The 15,947-nt window shown below is 62.1% G+C and carries 15 protein-coding genes and 1 pseudogene; 8 read left to right on the top strand and 8 right to left on the bottom strand.

Annotated elements, in window-relative coordinates; all coding sequences use genetic code 11:
• Nucleotides 1-17 precede the first annotated feature (17 nt).
• Entirely contained in the window at nucleotides 18-1,211 is a 1,194-nt protein-coding gene (locus ACNEOT_RS23790; RefSeq protein WP_415977142.1) for an ABC transporter substrate-binding protein, read from the top strand.
• Nucleotides 1,212-1,275: 64 nt separating this feature from the next.
• Here ACNEOT_RS23790 and ACNEOT_RS23785 read toward each other — a convergent pair whose 3' ends face one another.
• Genes ACNEOT_RS23785 through ACNEOT_RS23765 form a run of 5 tightly spaced genes read right to left on the bottom strand, consistent with a single transcriptional unit; the run spans nucleotide 1,276 to nucleotide 6,961 of the window.
• Nucleotides 1,276-2,394, bottom strand: coding sequence for an acyl-CoA dehydrogenase family protein (locus tag ACNEOT_RS23785; RefSeq protein WP_415977141.1), 1,119 nt, complete (start codon nucleotides 2,392-2,394; stop codon nucleotides 1,276-1,278).
• Nucleotides 2,391-3,374, bottom strand: coding sequence for an acyl-CoA dehydrogenase family protein (locus ACNEOT_RS23780; protein WP_415977140.1), 984 nt, complete (start codon nucleotides 3,372-3,374; stop codon nucleotides 2,391-2,393). Before ACNEOT_RS23780 ends, ACNEOT_RS23785 begins: the two co-directional genes overlap by 4 nt.
• The gene (locus tag ACNEOT_RS23775) at nucleotides 3,371-4,510 is read right to left on the bottom strand and encodes an acyl-CoA dehydrogenase family protein (protein ID WP_415977139.1); all 1,140 of its coding nucleotides are present in this window, start codon (nucleotides 4,508-4,510) and stop codon (nucleotides 3,371-3,373) included. The genes ACNEOT_RS23780 and ACNEOT_RS23775 overlap by 4 nt, the downstream gene beginning before the upstream one ends.
• A gap of 7 nt (nucleotides 4,511-4,517) precedes the next feature.
• The gene (locus ACNEOT_RS23770; RefSeq protein WP_415977138.1) at nucleotides 4,518-5,402 is read right to left on the bottom strand and encodes an enoyl-CoA hydratase; all 885 of its coding nucleotides are present in this window, start codon (nucleotides 5,400-5,402) and stop codon (nucleotides 4,518-4,520) included.
• A complete protein-coding gene (locus tag ACNEOT_RS23765; RefSeq protein ID WP_415977136.1) occupies nucleotides 5,399-6,961 on the bottom strand; it encodes a FadD3 family acyl-CoA ligase in 1,563 nt (520 codons plus the stop codon). Before ACNEOT_RS23765 ends, ACNEOT_RS23770 begins: the two co-directional genes overlap by 4 nt.
• 85 nt (nucleotides 6,962-7,046) lie before the next feature.
• Here ACNEOT_RS23765 and ACNEOT_RS23760 point away from each other — a divergent pair, with 85 nt between their 5' ends.
• Genes ACNEOT_RS23760 through ACNEOT_RS23750 form a run of 3 tightly spaced genes read left to right on the top strand, consistent with a single transcriptional unit; the run spans nucleotide 7,047 to nucleotide 10,293 of the window.
• Nucleotides 7,047-8,195, top strand: a complete 1,149-nt coding sequence (locus ACNEOT_RS23760; RefSeq protein WP_415977311.1) for an acyl-CoA dehydrogenase family protein — start codon at nucleotides 7,047-7,049, stop codon at nucleotides 8,193-8,195.
• The gene (gene ipdF, locus ACNEOT_RS23755) at nucleotides 8,192-8,998 is read left to right on the top strand and encodes a (5R,7aS)-5-hydroxy-7a-methyl-1-oxo-2,3,5,6,7,7a-hexahydro-1H-indene-carboxyl-CoA reductase (RefSeq protein WP_415977135.1); all 807 of its coding nucleotides are present in this window, start codon (nucleotides 8,192-8,194) and stop codon (nucleotides 8,996-8,998) included. Before ACNEOT_RS23760 ends, ipdF begins: the two co-directional genes overlap by 4 nt.
• 32 nt (nucleotides 8,999-9,030) lie before the next feature.
• On the top strand, nucleotides 9,031-10,293 hold the full coding sequence (locus ACNEOT_RS23750; protein ID WP_415977133.1) for a cytochrome P450: 1,263 nt from the start codon (nucleotides 9,031-9,033) through the stop codon (nucleotides 10,291-10,293).
• Between the two features lie 76 nt (nucleotides 10,294-10,369).
• On the opposite strand, the gene ACNEOT_RS23745 is transcribed toward ACNEOT_RS23750, so the two are convergent.
• Together ACNEOT_RS23745 and ACNEOT_RS23740 are read right to left on the bottom strand one after the other, a co-directional pair.
• The gene (locus tag ACNEOT_RS23745; RefSeq protein ID WP_415977132.1) at nucleotides 10,370-11,278 is read right to left on the bottom strand and encodes an SDR family oxidoreductase; all 909 of its coding nucleotides are present in this window, start codon (nucleotides 11,276-11,278) and stop codon (nucleotides 10,370-10,372) included.
• Between the two features lie 53 nt (nucleotides 11,279-11,331).
• The gene (locus ACNEOT_RS23740; RefSeq protein ID WP_415977130.1) at nucleotides 11,332-12,102 is read right to left on the bottom strand and encodes an SDR family oxidoreductase; all 771 of its coding nucleotides are present in this window, start codon (nucleotides 12,100-12,102) and stop codon (nucleotides 11,332-11,334) included.
• A 125-nt stretch (nucleotides 12,103-12,227) separates the two neighbouring features.
• On the opposite strand from ACNEOT_RS23740, the gene ACNEOT_RS23735 reads away from it, so the two are divergent.
• Genes ACNEOT_RS23735 through ACNEOT_RS23720 form a run of 4 tightly spaced genes read left to right on the top strand, consistent with a single transcriptional unit; the run spans nucleotide 12,228 to nucleotide 15,723 of the window.
• A complete protein-coding gene (locus ACNEOT_RS23735) occupies nucleotides 12,228-13,010 on the top strand; it encodes an enoyl-CoA hydratase family protein (protein ID WP_415977129.1) in 783 nt (260 codons plus the stop codon).
• A 6-nt stretch (nucleotides 13,011-13,016) separates the two neighbouring features.
• On the top strand, nucleotides 13,017-13,889 hold the full coding sequence (locus ACNEOT_RS23730; protein ID WP_415977128.1) for a CoA transferase subunit A: 873 nt from the start codon (nucleotides 13,017-13,019) through the stop codon (nucleotides 13,887-13,889).
• Entirely contained in the window at nucleotides 13,886-14,650 is a 765-nt protein-coding gene (locus tag ACNEOT_RS23725; RefSeq protein WP_415977126.1) for a CoA-transferase subunit beta, read from the top strand. The genes ACNEOT_RS23730 and ACNEOT_RS23725 overlap by 4 nt, the downstream gene beginning before the upstream one ends.
• Entirely contained in the window at nucleotides 14,647-15,723 is a 1,077-nt protein-coding gene (locus ACNEOT_RS23720; protein ID WP_415977125.1) for an NAD(P)H-dependent flavin oxidoreductase, read from the top strand. The genes ACNEOT_RS23725 and ACNEOT_RS23720 overlap by 4 nt, the downstream gene beginning before the upstream one ends.
• A 54-nt stretch (nucleotides 15,724-15,777) precedes the next feature.
• On the opposite strand, the pseudogene ACNEOT_RS23715 reads toward ACNEOT_RS23720, so the two are convergent.
• Nucleotides 15,778-15,947: pseudogene (locus tag ACNEOT_RS23715) on the bottom strand (lipoyl synthase); the annotation flags it as partial.

Below are 15,947 nucleotides of genomic sequence, written 5' to 3'. Positions count from 1 at the left end.
ATCGAAAGTGAGCACGAATGTTCGCATCTTCACGGAGTGCCCAGTGGGTACGACGCACAGCCATTGCGTCGATGGCCGGTGCCTTGATCGTTACTACCGGGTGTTCGGCAGAGTCTCGGCCCGATGACGATGCCCCGGCGTCGATCGTGGGGTTGATCGAAGTCAAGGGCGACTCCAACAACGCGCTCGACGACTACAACAACGGCGCGCAGATGGCCGTCGACTCAGTGAATTCGGACGGGGGAGTCCTCGGAAAACCGTTGGAGTACAACCGTATTCCAGCGTCGGTGACAGACCCCCAGGCAGCGCGAACTGCCTTCCTGAAAGCCGTCGATCTCGAACCGAGCGCCATCATCGGATTCCCGGGGGGTGGTTCGCTCGAAGCATTGACCCGTGATGTCGACTCGGCAGCGACACCGATGATCCACATCAGTAGTGACGGCAAATTGGCACGTGGTGCCGAAGCCGGCAGTGAGTGGCTGTTCTCGATCAATCCCGACGACTCGGCGCGTGCGTCGAATGCAGTCGATCTGGCGCAGACGCTCGGCGGTAAGCGCATCGGTATCCTGGCAACGGATGAGACGTTCGGTCGAGTGTCCACCGAGAATTCGATAGCTGCGATCTCCGACGCAGGTCTGGAGCTCGGTACCGTCCGATACGTCGCACCCACCGTCACCGATCTGACCGGAGCCATTCTCGATCTTCGCGACTCGGACGTCATACTGTCGTGGACATTCCCCAACGTGCTTGCGCTGCAGCTGAATCAGATGGCCCAGAATGGCGTCGACACTCCCGTGATCGGTGGCAACTCGGCACCGCTCGTGGCTGCAAACGGTTTGGTCGACGGTCCTGGTCTGCTTCCTCTGCACGGAGTCACACCATGTGCGCCGAACCTGGGAGACAGCACTGTCGGACGTGAGTTCGCGGCCGAGTACAAGTCGCTGTACGGCACGGTTCCGACGCCCTCGGCCACCCAGGTCTACGACTCGGTTCGATTCCTGGCTGCTTCCATGGAAGACGCGGGCACCACCACCGATCACGACAAGATCGCCGAGAGCATGAGGTCCATCGCGTGGGACGGTGGTGCATGCGCGGCGGAGTACAAGGCCGACGAGGCTCAGTTCCTCGGCCATCAGATGGTTGCCGAGGCCTTCGCAGGTGACGGAACCATTGTCCAGAACTACGTCGTGGAGCCGAGATCGGCGGGTTGACCTCCTTCGGTCGAGCGCAGGAATGGGGTCGGAGTTCTCGAACTCCGACCCCATTCCTGTGTCGCTACAAGCCTGCGGCCGACGCCAGCGACCGCACGTGTGTACGAGGCAGACCGAACAACTGAGCACTCGAGTGTGCCCGCTTGAAGTAGAGCTGCATGTCGTGTTCCCACGTGATCGCGATTCCGCCGTGCAGCTGAACACATTCCGCCGCAACCGTCGAAAGCGACTCTGCGCAATACACGGCTGCCACGGCTGCGGCGTCGTGCCAGAACTCGGTGTCGTCGACGGCGGCCGCTGCCGCGTACGCTGTAGCGCGAGCCGACCGAACCAGCACGTAGAGATCGGCCATCCGGTGCTTGAGAGCCTGAAAACTACCGATGGGTCGTCCGAACTGCACCCTGGATTTGGTGTACTCGACGGTGAGCTCCAGGCAGCGAGCTGCCGCGCCGGCCTGCTCTGCCGCCAGAAGTACTGTCCCCCAGGTGATTGCGTGCTCGAGGGCAGCGGACGCGTCCGAGGACTCCAGTCGCCCGGCCGGTGTGCGATCGAACTCGACGTCGTACAACGCTCGGGTGGGGTCGAGGCTCGCCCCGCTTGTCATCGAAATTCCGGAAGCAGTCGCGTCTACCTCGAACAGCGCCAGATCGGTGCCGAGGCGAGCAGCGACGACGAAAGCGGTTGCGGCGCCTGCGTCGAGGACGAAATGTGCCGTTCCGGAGAGCGCGAAGTCACCGCGTGCGAGGTCTCGTTCGGTTGCCGTGATCGTGGGAGGGCGAGAGCCGAACCACTGTCCGCCACCGTCTGCGGCGCACAGTGCCACGATCGCGGAGCCATCCGAGATGGTGGACAGCAGGCGTGTCTTCGCGTCCGTGTCTCGAGTCGCCAGGATGACGGCAGCTGCGACACCGGACGAGCCGAGAAACGGCGACGGTGTCAAAGTCCGGCCCAGTTCCTCTGCGACGATTGCGGCTTCCACTGGGCCGCCGCCGCTCCCGTCGAAATCCTCGGGTATCGCGATACCGGCGACTCCGACCTGCTCGGCAAGTACAGCCCACAACGAGCGGTCGAATCGGTCCGGGGACTCCATGGCCGATCGAACCGCGCCGGAGTCCGATTTCTTCGCCAGCACGGCCCGCACCGAGTCTGCGAGCATCTGCTGATCGGCGTCGAATACGCTCACAGCGCCTCCATGACCCGGCCGCGGTGCACCGCGCTCGTACCCCATGCGGATTGCAGGGCTCTGACTTTGGTGATCCACAACGACAGATCGAACTCGAGTGTGTAGCCGATCGCACCGTGCACCTGAAGGGCAGTTCTGCTCGCCGCGTAGGCGGCATCGGCGCACGCCACCTTGGCCGCAGACACGTCGCGCCGGGCGGTAGGCGCGTCCCGATCGATGGACAGCGCTGCGTTGAACAGGAGTGGACGGGCGAGTTCGACGGCGATCATGACGTCTGCGAGGAGATGTTTGATCGCTTGGAATGTTCCGATCGGCTTTCCGAACTGGTGCCGTTGTCGGGCATAGTCGACGGTCGTCTCCAGCAAACGTTGGCCGGCACCGATCAACTGAGCCGCGGTTGCGAGCGCTGCTCGGTCGGCCACGTGGTCGATCGACTGCATTGTGAGTTTCCATGTCGGTCCGGTGGTTCCCACCGTCGCCAGACGCCGAGACGGATCGACGGACCGGTCCTCGGACAGGACCTCGGCTGCCGAGACCGACTGCCCGGCGACAACGAACGTGGCATCGGCGACAGCGGCGTCCAACGCCAGGGGCATGACCGAGTCCACCGCAAGGGTCGCGACCAAGTCTCCGCCCGACAGCCCGGTGAGCAAGGCGCCGTGCTGATCGGCGTTCGCCAATTCCCTCAGCAGCGCCGGAACAGCGACGATCGACTCGACGACGGGTCCGGGAACCGCCCAACGACCGAGCCGTTCGACCGCAACGACGACGTCGAGAGTCGACGCACCGAGGCCGTCGAACTCGGGATCGACCGCCAACCCGGTCACTCCCAGCTCGGCCAGTGCCTTCCACAACTTTCGAACCGGTTCCAGCTCACCGTCGCTCAATGCTCGGCTGATCTTGGGTACATCGACGGCGCTCAGCATCGCATCGATACTTGCTGCGAAATCGAGATGAGTGGAGTCCAGGGTGAATTTCATCGATCCGCCTTCGGTAGGCCAAGCAATCGTTCTGCGATCACGTTGCGCTGAATTTCATTGGTGCCGGCGTAAATCGGACCCGAGAGCGAGAACAGATAGCCGTCGGTCCACCCGTTGGACACCTCGCCGCGGTTTCCGAGAATATCGAGCGCGGTCTCGTGCAGGGCCACGTCGAGTTCGGACCAGAACACCTTGGTGACGGAGGACTCGGCACCGAGACTGCCGCCGGCCTCCAGGCGAGTTACGGTTCCGAAGGTGTGCAGCCGGTAGGCCTGTGCGCCGATCCACGAATCGACTACTCGTGCAGCGACTGCAGAGTCGCCGGGGTCCCCTTCGGTTTTGTACAGCTCGACGAGTTTCGCTGCTGCAGTGGTGAACCGGCCGGGACTGCGTAGCGACATTCCGCGTTCGTTACTGGATGTGCTCATGGCGACGCGCCATCCGTTGTCGACGGTACCGATGACGTCGGTGTCCGGCACGAACACGTCATCGAGAAATATCTCGGCGAACCCGGGTTCACCGTCGAGTTGTGCAATGGGCCGCACCGTGACGCCCTCTGCAGTCAGCGGAAACATGAAGTAGGTCAGTCCTCGATGCCGATCTGCAGCGGGATCGGTACGGAAGAGCCCGAAAGCCCAATCCGCGAAACTTGCTCTGGAACTCCATGTCTTCTGACCCGACAGAATCCAACCGTTCTCGGTCCTGCGTGCAGACGAGCGGATGCCGGCGAGATCACTACCCGCCTCCGGTTCGGACCAAGCCTGAGCCCAGATGTCATCGGCACGAGCCATACGCGGCAGGATGCGTGCCAGCTGTTCGTCGGTACCGTGCTCGAACAACGTCGGTGCGAGGAGAAATATGCCGTTCTGGCTCACCCTCGCGGGTGACTGTGCTGCGTAGTACTCCTCCTCGAAGACAACCCATTCGAGTAGCGACGCATTTCTGCCGCCCAGTTCTTCCGGCCACGAGACCACCGAGTATCTGTTCTCGGCCAGAACGTGTTCCCACTGCCGGTGTGCCTCGAAACCTTCCGCGGTATCCATCGACGGTAGTGGCGTATCGGGGACATTGGTGCGCAGGAACTCGCGTACCTCCGCACGGAATGCTTCGGTTTCTGCTCCTAGATCGAGGTCCATTGGTCGATCACACCTTTCCGTTGCTCGATGCCGCGGACTGCTTCATGGACTTTGCGTCCATACCGCCGAGCGAGTCCTTGTCCACCTCGGCGTTGTGGGAATGTGCCAAATGGTGCAGCCCGAATACCGAATCCATGCCGCTGCGCATACCCATGAGGTCTTCGCACTGGTTCACCGCCTTCTTGGTGAGTGCGAGACCGAAACTCGGCATCGAGGACATCTGATCGGCAAGCGCCAGCGTCTCCGCTTCCAGTCGCTCGCGTGGCACCACTCGATTGACCATGCCCCACTCGAGTGCTTGTTCAGCCGAGAATCGTTGACCGGTGAACAGAATCTCCTTCGCCCTCCGCGGTCCGAGAACCCACGGGTGCGCGAAGTACTCGACACCCGGAATGCCCATTCTGACAACGGGATCAGAGAAGAATGCATCCTCACTTGCCACTATCGCGTCGCAGACCCAGGACAGCATCAACCCACCGGCGATACACGCACCCTGCACCATCGCGATGGTGGGTTTCGGTATCTCGCGCCAGCGGCGGCACATACCGAGGTAGACCTCCATCTCTCGGGCGAATCGTTGATCACTGCCGGTCTTGCGCACGTGATCCCACCACAGGGCAGCCTTGTTCTCGTACGTGACATCGACGTCCCTTCCGGGAGTTCCGATGTCGTGACCGGCCGAAAAGTGCTTGCCGTTGCCTGCCAAGACGATGACCTTCACCGAATCGTCCTCGACTGCGTCGGTGAATGCCCGATCCAGTGCGTATGTCATCACGGAGTTCTGGGCGTTGCGATAATCGGGTCGATTCATCGTTACGATCGCGACGGGCCCGCGAACTTCGTACGTGACCACCTCGGTGTCGGCGATCTGGGGTTTGGTGTCAGTGGTCATCGAAACTCCTCGCGCAGAACATCTTTGAGCACCTTTCCGCCCGCGTTGCGGGGCAGGCTCTGTCGTAATTCGAACTTCTTCGGGATCTTGAAATTTGCGAGATGGTGGCGGCAATGCGCGAGGAGAGCGTCGATATTCAGGGCTCCTCCGTTGCGAGCAGGAACCACAACAGCGAGGCCTGCCTCGCCGAGCCGAGCGTCCGGTATGCCGAAGACCGCTGCGTCCGCGACGCCCTCGAACCCGATGATGGCCTGCTCCACCTCGGCTGGGTAGACGTTGAATCCGCCGGCGATGTACATGTCCTTCAGCCTGTCCGTGACGGTCAGATACCCCCGGTCGTCGAGCCGCCCGATGTCGCCGGTGTGCAGCCAGCCGTCCGCGTCGATCGCAACCGACGACGCGTCGGGATCATCGAGGTAACCCAGCATCACATTCGGACCCCGTAGCAGTATCTCGCCCGTGTCGTCGATGCGAACCTCGAACTCGGCCGCGGCTCGCCCGGAGGTGGTCGAGACCGTGTCATCGTCGTCACCTGGCCTACACATCGTGGCCACGACAGCTTCGGTCAAGCCGTACGCAGTCAGTATCGTCTCGATGTTCAGGTAGCGACGCATGTCCCTGAGAAGTGACTTCGGGACAGCGGCAGCGCCTGTTACCGCCAATCGAAGCGACGAGAGATCGTGCTCGTTGCGCTCGGGGTGGTCGATGATCGTTCGATAGATGGTCGGTGCCCCGGGGAGCACGGTGATGGCGTGACGCGCGATGGCGGTGAGTGCGCCGGCGGGGTCGTACACCGCCATGGGGTAGATCGTCGCGCCCACGAGCAGTGATGCGAGCAGGCCGGCTTTGTAGCCGAAACTGTGAAAGAACGGATTCACGACGAGGTAGCGATCGCCCCGCCGCAAGCCCGTGCACTCTGCCCATGATCGCGCCACCGCGAGCGCTTGGCGGTGACTGCTCATGGCACCTTTGCTCCGCCCGGTGGTGCCCGAGGTGAACAAGATATCGCTGACGTGATCGGCAGTCACGGAACCGGACATGTGCCGCTTGGTCTCCTCGGCCGTCTCCTTGGCCAGGGTGGACAAATCGTTCCAGAACACTTCGACGTCCCATGGCCCTCGGGGCCGTGCTGTGCGCCGACCCTCGATATCCACCGAGACGACGGCGCGGAGATCAGGAAGATCGCATTCGGTGAGATCGGTCAGCCGGTCGTTACCCAGGAACAGCTCGGGAACGAAAAGTACGCGGGCACGGGTTCTGGCGAGAAGGTCGGCGGCCTCGCCTGCGGTGTAGCGGGTGTTGACCGGGACGAGCTGCCCGCCGGCTACGTGAGCGGCAAGTGCGCCCACAACCCAGTGGTGGGTGTTGGGTATCCACAGCGCGACTCGGTCGTCGGGCTCGACTCCCAGCGTCATCAGAGCGCGACCGACGGTCCATGCGGCAGTCCGAAGTTCCGCAAAGGTCAGACGCACATCGCCGTCCACCACAGCGATGTCGTCGCCGAATCGCACGGCAGCGTCGTCCAACGCTGCCGTCGTGGTGAAATGTTCGCCGTTCACGGTCAACTCCTACCTGAGCAAGTGCTTGGTTTGTTACCCTACCTGAATGAGCATGGACGAGGGAAGAGTCGCAGTCTTGACGGAGATCAGTGATGACGTCTTTCGTCAACGAATTCGTGAATGGCTCGACGACAATCTCTCTGAGCATTTCGCGCCGCTGAAAGGTCTCGGAGGACCGGGCCGTGAGCACGAGGCATTCGACGAACGCCTCGAATGGGACCGTTACCTGGCGGCGGCGGGGTGGACCTGTTTGGGGTGGCCGGTCGAATACGGCGGGCGAGCAGCGAGCATCGCTCAACAAGTGATATTCCATGAGGAATACGCACGAGCCCAAGCCCCGGCACGAGTGAGTCACATCGGGGAGGAATTGCTCGGGCCGACGCTGATCGCATTCGGGACCGATGCGCAGCGCGCTCGGTTCCTCCCTGGGATCAACGACGTCAGTGACCTATGGTGCCAGGGGTATTCCGAGCCCGGCGCTGGATCCGACCTGGCTGCGGTTTCGACCTCGGCGGTACTCGACGGTGATTCCTGGGTGATCGACGGCCAGAAGGTGTGGACGTCACTTGCACACCTCGCCGACTGGGCCTTCGTCATTGCACGAACCGAGAAGGGCTCGAAGAGGCACGCAGGGCTGTCCTATCTGCTCGTGCCGATGAAACAACCCGGTGTGAGCGTCCGTCCCATCACGCAGCTCACCGGCACATCCGAGTTCAACGAGGTGTTCTTCGACAGTGCAAGAACAGAATCGGATCTGGTAGTCGGCGAACCCGGGCAGGGTTGGAAAGTAGCCATGGGAACGCTCTCCTTCGAGCGAGGGGTGTCGACACTCGGGCAACAGGTGGGGTTTGCCCGCGAACTCGACGCCATCATCGATGTCGCTCGACGCAACGGGAGCGCAGAGGACCCGGTAGTCCGAGAGAAGTTGACTCGCGCGTACATCGGCCTGCGCGTCATGCGTGCGTACGCACTGTCCACTCTCGGAGGTACCGGCGACAACGGCGAAGACTCGGTCTCGAAGTTGCTGTGGGCCAACTGGCATCGAGGGCTCGGTGAACTCGCCATGGAGGTGGTCGGAGCCCCGTCACTGCTCGCCCACGATGGGGAGCTCGATGAATGGCAACGTCTCTACCTCTTCACGCGCGCCGACACGATCTACGGCGGCTCCAACGAAATTCAGCGAAACATCATCTCCGAGCGCGTACTCGGACTTCCACGAGAGGCACGCCCATGACCGCGTCGCACGGCAGCCCCCTGTCAGTTGTTCCCGAAGAGATTCCAGGTCACGGTCTGCTCGACGGGCGAGTGGTTGTCGTGACTGCAGCCGCAGGGACCGGCATCGGCAGCGCGACTGCGCGTAGGGCGTTGCTCGAGGGTGCTGACGTCGTCATATCGGACTTTCATCAGCGCAGGCTCGACGAAACTCGTTCCGAGCTCGCCGCTCTCGGACTGGGCAAGGTCGAAGCGATCGTGTGCGACGTGATGGACAGTGACCAGGTCGATGCACTCGTCGTGGGGGCATTGGCCGCGTTGGGCCGCATCGATGTGTTCGTCAACAACGCGGGGCTCGGCGGCGAGACTCCGGTCGCCGACATGACGGACGATCAATGGTCCAAGGTCCTCGATGTAACTCTGACCAGCACTTTTCGGTGCACTCGCGCTGCCCTTCGCTATTTCCGGGATGTCGACCACGGCGGCGTCATCGTCAACAACGCCAGTGTGTTGGGGTGGCGGGCGCAGCACGGCCAAGCGCACTACGCGGCGGCAAAGGCCGGTGTGATGGCGCTCACGAGGTGCAGCGCGGTGGAAGCGGCCGAGTACGGCGTTCGCATCAACGCCGTTGCACCGAGTATCGCCAACCACAAGTTCCTGGCGAAAGTAACATCGCAGGAGTTGTTGGACGAACTGGCGTCCGGAGAAGCATTCGGTCGCGCGGCCGACCCATGGGAGATCGCGTCGACCATTGCGTTTCTGGCGAGTGACTACTCCAGTTACCTCACGGGCGAGGTCATCTCGGTATCGAGCCAGCGAGCGTGACGCCGCCCAGGCCACCTCGAGAGGAATGGTAAGTGGGCATCCCGATCATCGACCTGGCTCCACGATTACCCCACTTCGACTACGCGAGTTCGCACTACGCGGAGGACCCCTACGGCACGATTCAAGAGTTGCGCGGGGAGTGTTGGCTCGCCTCCTCGGTTCGCGGAGTCGAGGTGTTGTCCTGGTCGGAAGCCAGTGCGCTACTCGTCGATCGCGAGCACCTCGACGGAATAGGTGCCGATTACTACAGCAAGCAGGATGCGTCGGAGGAGATCATTCGGTACGCAACCGAGGGGATGCTCCCATTGATGCCGTGGGTGCGTCACGATCCGGTTCGGAGAGTTCTGCAGAAGGCTTTCAACTCGCGAGACATTCGAGGAATGCGCGAGGACATGCGAACCGTCGCAACCGGATTGATCGAGAAGAACGCCGCTGCCGGTCATCTCGATTTCGTGGGTGGGTTTCTCGATACCTACCCGATCGAGAATGTCTGTCGGCTCCTGGGTATCCCGACGGTCGACGTCGCAGAGTTCACCTCGTGGACCGTCAGTCTGGCGCGGCTCTCGCACAATCCGGTAGCGCCTTATCAAGACGAGATCAACGGTGCTCTCCGGAATCTCTACGATTACTTCGGCCGACTGATCGAGACGCGCCGGGCCGAACCGCGCGACGACTTCGTGTCGGCACTGATTCTCTCCGCCGACGAAATCGATGCGGAGGGGACCGGTATCACCGAAGCCGAGATGTTCGGAGCCCTGGTGAATCTGCTGTTCGCAGGTCACGACACGACCAGGCTCCAACTCGGCTGGGCCGTTCTGCTCTTGATGGAGAACCGAGAGCAGTGGGAACTGCTGGTCGATTGTCCAGCCTTGGCTCCGCAGGCAGTCGAAGAGGCGATGCGGCTGACTCCCTCATTGCACACGATTCTGCGCACCGTAACAAAGGAATTCGAGGTACGGGGTGTTCGGTTCGCTGCTGGACAGTCTCTGTCCATCAACATTCCTGCGGCGAATCGAGACTCCGACGTTTTCGAGAATCCGGATCGTTTTCTCATTCGACGCCCGAATGCAAACAAGCATCTGACGTTCGGTAGGGGCCATAGGTTGTGTCTCGGTCAGCTCCTGGCCCGCGTCGAGATGCAGGTGGCGCTCGAAGTGCTGTCCGAGGACTATCCGGACCTCAGCCTTGCCGTGCCCGCGGTTCTATCGGATCCGGCAGCGGCCACATACGGGCCCGAGAAGCTGGTGCTCGGGCTCGTACGCGTAGACGGCCGCGACCAGACGTTGCCACGGTGACGCGAAATGTCGCTCCCGGGTGCCCATGGCCCGCATCTCCTCGGAACGAGATGCGGGCCCGAAATGAATTGCGGTGTCAACGAGCACCGTAAACGGGGACGGGAACGTTCGCGGCATCGAGTAGCTTGTCGACCGCCGGGCCGATGTCGGCCGGGTTCCATCGTTCTTCGTTGTCGACGAATGGACCGTGTCGCCAGCCGTCCGCGACTCTGATGAGTCCGCCTTCGACCTCGAACACGCGTCCGGTCACATTCTTGGACTCCGTGCTACCGAGCCACACCACCAGAGGCGATATGTTCTCCGGTGCCATGGCATCGAAACCGTTTTCCGGTATTGCCATGTCGTCCGCAAAAGCGGCTTCCGTCATCCGTGTTCGTGCTGCAGGCGCGATTGCATTCACAGTTACTCCGTATCCTGCGAATTCGCTCGCAGCCACCAGAGTCAAGCCTGCAATTCCCGCTTTGGCGGCTGAGTAGTTACCCTGCCCAACGCTTCCCTGAAGTCCGGCTCCCGAACTCGTGTTGACGATGCGTGCGTCGACCGGTCGACCCGCCTTGAATTCGCTGCGCCAGTAGGCGGCTGCATGTCGCAGAGGTGCGAAGTGTCCTTTGAGGTGCACACGGATGACCGCATCCCATTCGTCTTCACCCAAATTGGCGAGCATTCGGTCGCGGAGAAAACCTGCATTGTTGACGAGAACGTCGAGCGTTCCGAAAGTGTCGACTGCGGTTGCGATCAGCTCCTGCGCTCCAGCCCAATCGGCAACATCGCTACTGTTTGCAACTGCCTCACCGCCGAGTGCCACGATTTCGTCGACTACGGACTGGGCGGGCCCCGCTGAGGCATTGGATCCATCGATTGCTACGCCGACGTCGTTGACGACAACTCTTGCACCCTCGGCAGCAAAGGCGAGAGCATGAGCGCGGCCTATTCCTCGGCCCGCTCCAGTCACTACGACGACACGTTCGTTGCAAAGCCCGGTCATGTGTGGTCCTTTCCTAGCACTTCGATGACGACGCCGTTATGGCGATCGTCGGGTCAGTTGTTCGTTGTGGCTGCGTCCAGGAACGATGGGCGCTCTCCGCCGCCATGAACGGTGAGCGTTGCGCCGGAGATGTACGAGGCCGATTCGGAAGAAAGAAAGACGGCGCTGTTTCCAACGTCTTCCGGTGACGCCAGCCGTCCGAGAGGGACGGTTCGGGCTACTCGCGCGATTCCGTCGGCGTCACCGTAGTGCAGTTCGCTCTGCTCGGTCTCGACCATCCCCACGGCGAGTCCGTTGACCCGAACTTTCGGTGCCCATTCGACAGCGAGGGATTTGGTCAAGCTGTCCAGACCGGCTTTCGCAGCACCGTAGGCCGCCGTGCCAGGTGATGGCCGTTGGGCGCTGACGCTGCTGATCATGACGATGGAGCCGCCCGTCTCCTGATCTTGCATCACGGAGTTTGCCGCCTGCGCGACCAGGAGGGGGGCCAGAAGGTTGAGCTCGACGATCTTTCTGTGAAAGTTCGCGCTTGCGTTGTGCGCGAGCGCGAACGGCGCGCCTCCTGCGTTGTTGACGACAGTGTCCAACCGGCCGTATTGCGTCAGGATCGCGTCGACTGTGTTCACGACATCGCTCTCGTTTCTGACATCGCACGGCATGTAGGTCGCCACTCTGCCGTCGACTTGGATCGGGACGTCCACGTCGCGTCGAGCGCACGCGACGACGGTGTAGCCGGCGCGGAGATATGCGCGGGTGATCCCCGCACCGACCCCACGAACTCCTCCTGTGACCAGCGCGACGGGGACACTTACGGCCATGCTCACGTATACCTCCGTGATGTGCGTTTCGGTGACCGGTCGACGCGTCGAGAAAGGCGAGTTCGGCCGGACCTGTGTGGTAACTTACCAAGCATATGCTTGCTTTGTACGCCTTCGGGAGGAATTGACCGTTGCCTGTATCAGTCACTGAAGAAGAGCCCGGCATTGCCGTTGTCACGATCGACTACCCTCCCGTGAATGCACTTCCCGTGCAGGGGTGGTTCGATCTGGCCGATGCGGTGCGCGATGCCGGCCGTGATCCCTCGACGCACGTCGTGGTGCTCCGCGCGGAGAATCGTGGCTTCTGTGCCGGAGTGGACATCAAGGAAATCGAGAAGTTCGAGGGTTACCAACACCTCATCGGTGCGAACAAAGGTTGCGCTGCAGCGTTTTCGGCCGTGTATGACTGCGAAGTACCCGTCATCGCGGCCGTGCAGGGGTTCTGCCTCGGGGGCGGCGTCGGCTTGGTCGGCAATGCGGACGTGGTCGTGGCTTCCGACGATGCGACGTTCGGCGTTCCCGAAGTCGATCGCGGAGCGCTCGGTGCGGCGACGCATATGGCTCGACTGGTGCCCCAGCACCTGATGCGGACTCTGTACTACACGGCACGGAACATCGACGCCGAGACTCTGCGGCATTTCGGGTCCGTGTACGAGGTAGTGCCACGAGCTGAACTCTTCGAGGCCGCACTGCGAGTGGCGCGGGACATCGCGGCCAAGGATCCCCGAGTCATCCGGGCCGCCAAGGAAGCGATCAACGGCATCGACGTTCAGCATGTGCACCGTAGTTACCGGTTCGAGCAGGGCTTCACATTCGAACTCAATCTGTCGGGTGCCTCGGACGAAGCGCGCCGCTCATCTCTCGACAGGAATTTCCGCGGTCCCGATGCGGGCCAATCGACCAAGAAGGGGTGATCCGATATGACGACAGCCACACGCCGCGACAAAACGACGACGCTGGACGCCGTGGTCAGCGAGCTGGAAGACGGCATGACCATCGGAATCGGAGGGTGGGGGTCGCGGCGCAAGCCGATGTCTCTCGTTCGAGCTATTCTCCGTTCCGATCTGAAAGACCTCACGGTTGTCTCGTACGGTGGTCCGGATATCGGCTTGCTCTGCGCAGCCGGGAAAGTTCGGCGTGCGGTCTATGGGTTCGTATCTCTCGATTCGATACCGTACGACCCGCAGTTTGCACGCGCGCGCACGCAGGGAACGGTCGAAGTCCGCGAAATCGACGAGGGCATGCTCAACGCCGGACTGCGGGCTGCGGGGGCACGGCTTCCGTTCCTGCCCATACGCGCAGGTCTCGGTTCCGATGTCATGACTCACTATCCGGAACTGCAGACGGTCACCTCGCCTTACCCGGTCGCGGGAACGGATCAGTACGAGGATCTCGTCGCCATGCCGGCTCTGTACCTCGACGCAGCGTTGGTGCACCTCAACATTGCGGATTCCAGCGGCAACGGCGCGTACCTGGGGCCCGACCCCTACTTCGACGATCTCTTCCTCAATGCCGCCGAGCGTCGCTACGTGTCGTGCGAGCGGATCGTCGACACGGCCGAACTTGTCAAAACTGCTCCAGTGCAGGCACTTTTGACGAATCGAATGATGGTCGACGGAGTGGTGGAGTCGCCGAGAGGTGCCCATTTCACCTCGTGCGCACCCGATTACGACCGCGACGAACCTTTCCAAAAAGCCTACGTCGAGGCCGCAAAGGACGACGCGAGCTGGAATGAATTCCGCGAGCGTTACCTGTCCGGTTCGGAATCCGACTACCAGAAGGCAACACGATGACAACGACGACTACGGAGGCAGCGGTTTCGCGTGCGGAAGTCTGTGCTGCAGCGTGCGCTGACCTGTTCATCGGAGCGGGCGAAATCATGGCAAGTCCGATGGGACTCATGCCGAGCATCGGAGCGCGTCTTGCACGGCTGACATCGGAACCGGACCTGCTCCTGTCCGACGGCGAGGCGTTCCTACTGGCAGATACACCCGCTCTCGGTGCAGCCGGTGAGCTGGAGGGCTGGATTCCGTACAGGCGCGTGTTCGACGTGGTGGCATCCGGACGCCGTCATGTGGTCATGGGCGCCAATCAACTCGATAAATTCGGTAATCAGAACATCTCGTGCATCGGTGACCATGCGCGCCCGAAGCGCCAGATGTTCGGAGTGCGCGGCGGTCCTGGCAATACCATCAACCATCGGACGAGCTATTGGGTACCGCGGCATTCGACTCGTGTCTTCGTCGATGCAGTCGATGTGGTGTCCGGCGTCGGGTACGACAAGATGGGGGACGCGCCTGCTGCACGATTCCTCGACATCCATCGCGTCGTCACCGATTTGGCTGTTCTCGATTTCGGCGGCGTCGATCGTTCGATCCGTCTGGCGTCTGTGCACCCGGGGGTATCCCCTGAGCAAGTCCAGGAGGCGACGGGGTTCGATCTCGACGTATCGACGGCAGGCGTGACCCGTATCCCCAACGAGGAGGAATTGCGGTTGATCAGACAGGTCATCGATCCTCGTAATGCGCGCGATCGAGAGGTGCCGACGCCATGAGCCGACTCGTCACGCGTTTCACCGAGCTCGTCGGAATCGAGCACCCAGTTGTACAGACCGGTATGGGCTGGGTGGCCGGGCCTAAGCTGGTTACCGCAACCTCGAACGCCGGAGGGTTGGGCATTCTCGCGTCTGCGACCATGACGTTCAGCGAGCTCGAGGCCGCAGTGGCCAAGACCAAGCAAGGAACAGATCGTCCCTTCGGAGTGAATATTCGGGCCGACGCGACCGACGCGCCCGACCGAATCGACCTGCTGATCCGAGAAGGTGTCCGTGTTGCGTCCTTTGCGCTGGCACCGAAACCAGAACTCATTGCCAAGCTCAAAGGCGCAGGCGTAGTGGTCATTCCGTCGATCGGCGCAGCAAAGCATGCCCGTAAGGTCGCAGGATGGGGCGCTGACGCTGTCATCGTTCAGGGCGGTGAAGGTGGTGGGCACACCGGGCCGGTGCCGACCACGCTGCTACTTCCGTCGGTCCTCGACGCCGTCGACATCCCGGTGGTAGCTGCGGGCGGGTTCTTCGACGGACGAGGGCTTGCCGCAGCTCTGGCCTACGGGGCGTCGGGTGTCGCGATGGGCACACGATTCCTGCTCACGCAGGAAAGCACTGTGCCCGATGACGTGAAACAGCGGTATCTCGCAGCGGGTTTGAACGATACGGTGGTGTCCACCAGGGTGGACGGTATGCCACACCGTGTGCTGCGAACCTCGCTCGTCGATTCTCTGGAACGATCCTCCAGGGCTACCGGATTCCTCCACGCCGGACGCAACGCGGCGAAGTTCAAGAAGATGACGGGCCTCTCGTGGTCCACCATGATTCGAGACGGGCTGGCAATGCGTCACGGAAAAGATCTGACGTGGGCGCAGGTCCTGATGGCGGCAAACACTCCGATGTTGCTGAAAGCCGGTCTGGTGGATGGGAATACCGAAGCGGGCGTGCTCGCGTCGGGCCAAGTCGTCGGGCTTGTCGACGACTTGCCGACGTGCGCTGAGCTGATCGAAAAGATCGTGGCCGAAGCGGAACACGCGATCGAACAGGTGTCGAAGTACGCCGATCGTCAGACGGTGCAGTAGCTGATTGAAATCCGTTCGCGCCCTGGACGAAATGTCGACAAGGCGCGAATGGAGTCAGTGGGCCGCGAGCCGCGCCATCAACGAACTGGCCTCCTGTGAGGCCTCGCCACCGTCGGTCAGGTGACTCATGCTCTCGGGCAACTCGCGGCCGTGATGCGCCATGGCCTGCGCGTACAGGCGTCCGGCGCGGTAGGACGAGCGGACCAACGGGCCGGCCAACACGC

This window comes from Rhodococcus sp. 077-4, assembly GCF_047782425.1.
Taxonomy (GTDB): domain Bacteria; phylum Actinomycetota; class Actinomycetes; order Mycobacteriales; family Mycobacteriaceae; genus Rhodococcoides.
This window is presented reverse-complemented; position numbering and strand designations above follow the sequence as displayed.

Excerpts from the sequence above, each read along its gene's own strand:
- ACNEOT_RS23790 (WP_415977142.1), top strand. The coding sequence starts at position 18 with ATGTTCGCATCTTCACGGAGTGCCCAGTGGGTACGACGCACAGCCATT.
- ACNEOT_RS23780 (WP_415977140.1), bottom strand. The coding sequence starts at position 3,374 with ATGAAATTCACCCTGGACTCCACTCATCTCGATTTCGCAGCAAGTATC.
- ACNEOT_RS23775 (WP_415977139.1), bottom strand. The coding sequence starts at position 4,510 with ATGGACCTCGATCTAGGAGCAGAAACCGAAGCATTCCGTGCGGAGGTA.
- ACNEOT_RS23770 (WP_415977138.1), bottom strand. The coding sequence starts at position 5,402 with ATGACCACTGACACCAAACCCCAGATCGCCGACACCGAGGTGGTCACG.
- ipdF (WP_415977135.1), top strand. The coding sequence starts at position 8,192 with ATGACCGCGTCGCACGGCAGCCCCCTGTCAGTTGTTCCCGAAGAGATT.
- ACNEOT_RS23745 (WP_415977132.1), bottom strand. The coding sequence starts at position 11,278 with ATGACCGGGCTTTGCAACGAACGTGTCGTCGTAGTGACTGGAGCGGGC.
- ACNEOT_RS23730 (WP_415977128.1), top strand. The coding sequence starts at position 13,017 with ATGACGACAGCCACACGCCGCGACAAAACGACGACGCTGGACGCCGTG.
- ACNEOT_RS23725 (WP_415977126.1), top strand. The coding sequence starts at position 13,886 with ATGACAACGACGACTACGGAGGCAGCGGTTTCGCGTGCGGAAGTCTGT.
- ACNEOT_RS23720 (WP_415977125.1), top strand. The coding sequence starts at position 14,647 with ATGAGCCGACTCGTCACGCGTTTCACCGAGCTCGTCGGAATCGAGCAC.